Source organism: Vibrio sp. QJM3NY_15 (assembly GCF_057785995.1).
In genome coordinates this window covers 1,908,010-1,915,130 of the sequence record NZ_CM173518.1, presented here as the reverse complement: position 1 = coordinate 1,915,130, position 7,121 = coordinate 1,908,010, and the positions used below count along the sequence as shown (strand labels likewise).

7 protein-coding genes are annotated in these 7,121 nt (G+C 44.8%); 1 reads left to right on the top strand and 6 read right to left on the bottom strand.

Annotated features, from left to right (window positions below):
- Positions 1 to 152: 152 nt before the first annotated feature.
- From rbsK to AC3CKG_RS24605, 6 genes are all read right to left on the bottom strand, one after another.
- A complete protein-coding gene (gene rbsK / locus AC3CKG_RS24630) occupies positions 153 to 1,079 on the bottom strand; it encodes a ribokinase (RefSeq protein WP_102344039.1) in 927 nt (308 codons plus the stop codon).
- Between the two features lie 229 nt (positions 1,080 to 1,308).
- Positions 1,309 to 2,187, bottom strand: coding sequence for a ribose ABC transporter substrate-binding protein RbsB (gene rbsB, locus AC3CKG_RS24625; protein ID WP_017111884.1), 879 nt, complete (start codon positions 2,185 to 2,187; stop codon positions 1,309 to 1,311).
- A gap of 129 nt (positions 2,188 to 2,316) precedes the next feature.
- Positions 2,317 to 3,303, bottom strand: a complete 987-nt coding sequence (rbsC, locus tag AC3CKG_RS24620) for a ribose ABC transporter permease (protein WP_017082395.1) — start codon at positions 3,301 to 3,303, stop codon at positions 2,317 to 2,319.
- A complete protein-coding gene (gene rbsA, locus AC3CKG_RS24615) occupies positions 3,300 to 4,805 on the bottom strand; it encodes a ribose ABC transporter ATP-binding protein RbsA (protein ID WP_488529566.1) in 1,506 nt (501 codons plus the stop codon). Before rbsA ends, rbsC begins: the two co-directional genes overlap by 4 nt.
- A gap of 83 nt (positions 4,806 to 4,888) precedes the next feature.
- Positions 4,889 to 5,308, bottom strand: coding sequence for a D-ribose pyranase (gene rbsD, locus AC3CKG_RS24610; protein WP_102344096.1), 420 nt, complete (start codon positions 5,306 to 5,308; stop codon positions 4,889 to 4,891).
- A gap of 315 nt (positions 5,309 to 5,623) precedes the next feature.
- Positions 5,624 to 5,938 (bottom strand): winged helix-turn-helix domain-containing protein, encoded by a 315-nt coding sequence (locus tag AC3CKG_RS24605; RefSeq protein WP_488529565.1) that lies wholly within the window; start codon positions 5,936 to 5,938, stop codon positions 5,624 to 5,626.
- Positions 5,939 to 6,347: 409 nt separating this feature from the next.
- Between AC3CKG_RS24605 and AC3CKG_RS24600 the strand changes: the two genes are divergently transcribed.
- The gene (locus AC3CKG_RS24600) at positions 6,348 to 6,977 is read left to right on the top strand and encodes a porin family protein (RefSeq protein ID WP_065112865.1); all 630 of its coding nucleotides are present in this window, start codon (positions 6,348 to 6,350) and stop codon (positions 6,975 to 6,977) included.
- Positions 6,978 to 7,121 lie beyond the last annotated feature (144 nt).

Below are 7,121 nucleotides of genomic sequence, written 5' to 3'. Positions count from 1 at the left end.
AAAAAATCCTTGTGGGAGTAACTTGCCACGTTGCGCGATATTCTGCCCGAAAACAGGGGCTTATGCTTGTTATTTGTTGTTACCGAAATTGAAGGTTAACATCCGTTAACTGCGGTTTCGCTCAGGAGTTAAGCCTTCAAATGGGTATCAAGTTAGGCAGATAATTGCTCTGACAAAAATGTATCGGTTTCAGAACGGCTTGGAATGGAGGTTTGTGCACCAAAGCGAGTCACTGAAATAGCAGCCGCGGCATGAGCAAACTTAATCGCACGCTCAAGTGGCATGTCTTCAAGTAAGCCTGTTACCAATGCACCGTTGAAGGTGTCACCCGCAGCGGTTGTGTCCGTTGCTTCAACGCGGAACCCTGCGATTAGCTCACCCTTGTCGTTTTTACTTACCCAAACGCCTTTTGCGCCAAGTGTGATCATCACAGTCTCGATGCCTTTCGCGTGCAAAGCCAAAGCTGCCTGATGAGCGGATGCGCTGTCAGTCACGGTAATGCCTGTTAGTACTTCAGCTTCGGTTTCGTTAGGTGTAATCACATCAACACAAGCAAGCAATGAATCCGATAATGGACGTGCAGGAGCCGGGTTAAGAATAACTTGAGTGCCGCTCTCTTTTGCTACTTTTGCAGCATATTCAATGCCTTCAATCGGTGTTTCAAGCTGAGTTAGAAGGTATTTAGCACCGCGAATCTTCTCTAGGTGCGGTTCGATTTGATCGCAAGTCAGCTTGTTGTTGGCTTCAGCAGAAAGGCAAATACTGTTTTCACCTGTTGCTGATACTTGGATCATCGCGATGCCTGTCGGTGTGTTGTCTGCAACGATAACACTATCGATGTTGATGCCGTCTTTGGCGAAATCTTGGCGAATATTGATGCCAAATGGGTCGTCACCGACACAGGCGATAAAGCCAATGTCTGCGTTTAATCGCGCAGCGGCTACCGCTTGGTTTGCGCCTTTGCCGCCAGGGATGACCTGATAGTTACCGCCAATCAAGGTTTCACCCGGACGAGGGAACGAAGGAACTTGCAGTACGTGGTCAGCGTTAACGCTACCTAAAACAATCAGTTGAGTCATGATACGAGCCTTATGATATATCGTATTTGAAAATGCATGGGTCTTTCTCATTACGTTAATTCTCATTACGTAAATTCTCATTACGTAAATTGCTCGCTTTGTTGGCGGCGGATGAGAAACAGCGATGCACTGTCGGTTTTTTGCTTTTTGTCTTGAGTCAGTGAGCTAGTGAGTTAAGTAAAGCAGGGGATAGGGGACCCCTGCTTTATATCGCGTTATCTAGTAACTATTACTTAGCGATGATTTTTAGAGGTACTGGTACGTACTCTTCTACTGTTTCGCCTTTCAGTACTTTGTCTGCCATTTCGATACCTAGAGAACCGATTAGGTCAGGCTGTTGTGCAACCGTTGCGCCTAGTAGGCCGCGGTTAACTGCAGCGATGCCGTCTTCTGTACCATCAAAGCCAACGATCATTACGTCTTTACCTGAAGCTTGAACTGCGCGAAGTGCACCCAGTGCCATTTCATCGTTTTGAGCGAATACAGCTTGTACGTCTGGGTTTGCAGCAAGCAAGTTTTCCATTACGTTCAGACCTTTAGTACGGTCGAAATCAGCTGGTTGGCTTGCAAGAAGCTCAAGGTCGCTGCCGTTTACTGCGTTCATGAAGCCTTCACCACGTTCACGAGCTGCTGAAGTACCTGCGATACCTTCAAGTTGGATTACTTTCGCTTTTTCGCCCACTTTTTCCATGATGTAGTGACCCGCCATTTCACCGCCGATTACGTTATCAGAAGCAATGTGGCTCACTACGTCACCACGGCTTGCACCACGGTCTAGCGTTAATACTGGGATGTTTGAGCGGTTAGCAATACGAATAGCGTTAGACACAGCGTCTGAATCCGTTGGGTTAATCAGGATTGCTTTAACACCACGAATGGTTAGATCTTCAATGTTCGAAAGCTCTTTGCTTGGGTCGTTTTGAGAATCAAGAACGATAAGCTTGTAGCCTAGCTCTTCTGCTTTCGCTTCTGCGCCATCTTTCATGGTTACGAAGAATGGGTTGTTCAATGTAGACAGAACGATTGCCATTGTATCTTGCGCCTGTGCAGACACAGATACCGTTGTAGAAAGAAGAGCAGCAGAAATAAGAGTCGCTAATTTTTTCATGGTGTAAGTCCTTTGTGTAGGGTGAGCTAGGAGGTGAGTCCTAGCTCGTAGTTACATTATTTATAGATTCTAATATTTTTTAAGATAAAACAGGGTGTTACTTGTATTAACCTAGGATGTGAATAGGTTTTATTTGTTTTTGTTGTCGACCAATACCGCCAGAAGAATAACCACTGCTTTTGCAATCATCTGGTAGTAAGAAGATACGTCTAATAGGTTTAGGGCGTTGTTTAGGAAGCCGATAATCAGAGCACCAATCAATGTGCCCATGATGCGACCACGACCGCCGGCCAAGCTTGTGCCGCCAAGAACTACGGCTGCAATGGCATCTAGCTCATAACCCATACCTGCGGTTGGCTGAGCTGATGACAAACGAGATGCCACGATGATGCCTGCCACTGCTGCTAGCAGACCACAGATTGCGTAAACGCCGATTTTTACTTTGTCTACGTCGATGCCTGATAGGCGAGTTGCTGATTCGTTGCCACCCAGTGCGTAAACGTAACGACCAAAGCGTGTGTGGTTCAGTAGGTACCATACCGCAGCGAATACCACGACCATGATCCATACTGGAACTGGGATGCCCATTGCGTAGCCTGTACCGAACCAAGCGAACGCGTCTGCTGTGTCAGTAAAGCCAGTAGAGATAGGACGACCATCGGTGTAAACCATGGTTACGCCGCGTAATAGAGTCATTGTTACAAGCGTTGCGATGAAGGCTTGAACCTTACCCTTGGCGATAATCACGCCACTGATTGCACCCAATGCTGCACCTGCTACTAGAGCGGTTGGCACTGCAATCATCACTGGGATTTCCATGCCAATCATGCTGGCCGCGAACGCGCCACAAAGTGCCAGTACAGAACCAACACTCAAGTCGATACCTGCGGTTAAGATAACCAGCGTCATACCTACAGCTATGATTGCGTTAACCGAGGTTTGGCGCAAAATGTTTAGGATGTTATCGACAGTAAAAAAGTTTGGGTTTAAGAAAGAAACGACAACAATCAGGAAGATCAAAGCAATTAATGACTTTTGATCAATCAGCCATTCTTTGCTGATTAACGGTTTTTTCTTTGGAGCTTCAGTTGTTTTGCTCATGGTTTTAGTACTCATGCTGCGTCCTCGTTGATCTTTTTACCGACCGCACACGCCAGTAATAATTCTTGGTTTGCTTCTTTAGCATCAAATTCACCGCTTACACGGCCTTCATGCATCACCATGATGCGGTCACTCATTCCTAACACTTCTGGCATTTCAGATGAAACCAAAATAATGCTCATGCCGTCGGCTTTAAACTTATTAATGAGTTGGTAAATCTCTTTCTTCGCACCGACATCGACACCACGCGTTGGCTCGTCGAGAATCAGTACTTTTGGTTTGGTCATCAAGCCCTTAGCGATAGCCACTTTCTGTTGGTTACCACCAGAAAGGTTGCCAATAATCTGTTCGCGAGTCGGGGTTTTGATGTTGAATAGCTTGATGAAGTCATCAACTGCAATCACTTCGTCTTTATGTTGGATTTGACCGCTCTTTGTCAGTAGGTCCAGTGCACATAACGACATGTTTTCTTTCACTGAAAGTCCTAGTACAAGGCCATCGCCTTTACGGTCTTCAGAGATGTAAGCAATGCCATTGGCCAAGCCGTCTTTCGGGCTTACAGGGTTGATGGTTTTGTTTTCTAGGTTGATGACGCCGCGTTCACTTGGAAGGGCACCGTAAATCACTTTCATCAGTTCGGTACGACCCGCGCCCATTAGGCCAGATACACCCAGGATTTCGCCGCGCTTTAGAGTAAAGCTCACGTCATGAACACCAGAACCCGTCAGGCCAATCACTTCAAGACAGGTTTCACCGTGGCTCTGCCCGATACGTGGGTATTGTTCGTCTAGCTTACGGCCAACCATCATTTCGATCAGGCCATCTTCGTCGGTGTCTTTAACTTCACACTGACCAATGAATTTACCGTCACGAAGCACCGTGATGTCATCACAAATCTCGAAGATCTCTTTCAGGCGGTGAGAGATATAAACAATGCCGCAGCCTTCAGAACGCAGCTCGTTAATCACCTTAAATAGCGACTCAGTTTCGGTATCGGTTAATGCATCCGTTGGTTCATCCATGATGATGACCTTAGATTCAAACGATAGAGCTTTCGCGATCTCTACCATTTGCTGCTCACCAAGGCTTAACTGACCTAAAAGTGTTTTCGAGCTGTGTTTTACATTAAGACGTTTAAGTAGCTTGTCCGCTTCTTGGTACATTTCGTTCCACAAGATGCGACCCATAGTGCCCGTGATTTCACGACCTAAGAAGATGTTCTCGGCGATGGTTAGCTCTGGAATTAGGTTCAATTCTTGGTGAATGATACTAATGCCAGCTTGTTGTGAATCACGCGGTCCTTTAAATGCCGCGGGTTTACCTTGGTAGGCGATAGTGCCGCCATCCAAGTGGTAAATGCCGGTGAGCACTTTCATGAGCGTTGATTTACCTGCACCGTTTTCGCCCATTAACGCCATTACGCGTCCTGGATAAACGTTGAGGCTTGCCTTATCCAGTGCTTTCACACCAGGGAAGGCTTTCTCAATTGAGCTAAGTTCTAAAATGGCTTGAGTCATGTCGGTTCCTTTACTCGGGGCCAGTTGTATTTGATTGTTTTGGTTCAGTGATGACACTGAGCTGTCGTTGCGTTTTGCTTAAGTTAAAAGGTTACGCCAGCTTGGAAAATGACATTAGCGTAAGGCGTGCATTCACCTGTGCGGATAACCGCGCGGCTTTCATGCGTGCGCTCTTTGAATTCTTCATGAGTGATGTAAGTAATCGAAAGTGATTTTCCGCAATGCGCTTCTTCTGTTTTGATTAAATCAATCAGCGCAGCGTGGTGCTCTGGGCTGACTTTCGCAAACTCTTCTGCAATCACAACGCCTTCAATTTGAGATTCATCCAGCATGGTTTTTACCGTTTGCTGAAAGCTCGGAACACCATGAGTTAAGGCAAGATCAATGCGAGTTACGTGATCTGGAATCGGCAAGCCCGCGTCACAAATCGTGATTTCATCTGTGTGGCCAAGAGTCGCCACTAAGTAAGAGAGTTCAGAATTAATTAGAGTACTTTTTTTCATATCACGACCTATCGAAAAATAACGCTTAATGGGTTGAGAACAACTCAAGAAAAAGCCATCGAAACGTTTCGATAGTGATAATAGTGTTTGATTTATCATTTGCACGTTTGATTGTTTTAGAGTGTGATAATGATCATCGAAACGTTTCGATGGGGCGTTTTTTGGTGATCTTAGTCACCTCGATTAGTTGCATAAACACGAATAAAACGAGCTCATAGTGCGTGTTTCAATCGTCCACAGAAGTAAGGTTACAAGGGGAGTGTTAAGGGTGTTCTCTTCATGTCGTTTGCGTTAATTGATACTTCCCCAATTCTCTTAGGTGGGTTCAATCGATAACGCGTAACCAAACTTATTGATGGTAATTATCTGGATGTGTGGAACTCTCAAACGTGCAAAGACGTTACGTAGGTTATAAACGACGTTGGCCAGAATGTGGGGAGAGGAGAGTTGACCGCCCCAACAGATATCAATGATGTGTTCTCTCGAAATGGGTCTTCCCGCATTTTCTAACAATAAACAGAGCACTGCTAATAGGTGAGGGCGCAAAGTGATTTTGTTTCCCTGTTGATTAGTAATGGTTCGAGAGTCGATATCAATGATTAAGCCGTTGAGGTCTATGGTCTGGTTCATTGTGTTGTTGTTCATCTTATTTTGAATGGTGGAGATTGAATATGGTTGTGCTGCTATCTAAGTGTGCGAATGATCAAAGCGCGCGGATTATGCAAAAAAACGTCACTGTTGAAAGTAAGCATGCGTAAGTCCGCGCGAATAAAATCTAAAGATGGGATGGTTTGAAAATCGGCGAGAGGATTTCTTCTCGAAATGTATGTTTTTTATTTTCTTATTAATCATGTGCTTACTTTGTTTTTACTGATTCTGTTGTTTGAAATTACAAAGTAATTATATTTTTATTTATTTTTTTGTTTTCGGTGAGCTTAACCTGCTGGCGAATTCGACGGGGTGTCGGATAAATCTAACAAGATTGTGTAGCAGGGAAGTTGCAACAATTTTGATTTGCACTAATTAAGGTCAAGCAGTAATGAACAACAAATTTATTCTAAGCATCGCAATGATGTTTGCATGCTTTAGCAATCTGGCGGTTTCTGGCGAGCGAGGTTATTACTTTGGTGGTGGCGTTGGTTCTGCTGATATTGATGATGGCGGAATGTATGATTACCGCTCAACCCCAACTTCAATGAAAGCGGATGACAACACTTACCACCTTATTGCAGGCTATAAGTTCAATAGAATTGCTTCTCTTGAATTGCAGTATACAAACTACGGTGATGTAAAGACCAAATCTGATGGTCATACAGTGATGACTTGGTCGCCGAAAGCGTACAGTTTGTCGGGTAACATTGGGTACACGTTTAACAATGGGATCCGACCATACGGTATTATTGGCTTAAGCTACATCGAACTCGATCATGAATATGCTGAGTCTGCACGTTTAGTCGCAAAAATTTTGGACAAAGAGTTACCTAAGGTTAATGACTCAGGTGAAGCGCTTCGTATTGGCTTAGGTGTTGAATATACCCCAAGAGTTGTTGAGGGAATCAGTTTCCGCGTTGGTTATGAGTCTGATATTTTTGACTTTAAACATTTCGACGAACAAACATACTCTATGACGCTTGGTTCTTTCTTTGTTGCTGGTACTTACCACTTTTAGTCCCATTGGAATGAGCAACGGCTGATAATTCGGCTAGCCGCGATTCTTCTCGCGGCTTTATTGTATCTAACGTTAGCTACGTCTTATTAAACAGACTGTCTTCGTGTGTCCTCACAACTGCATGATCAGTATTGAATAGCCCGT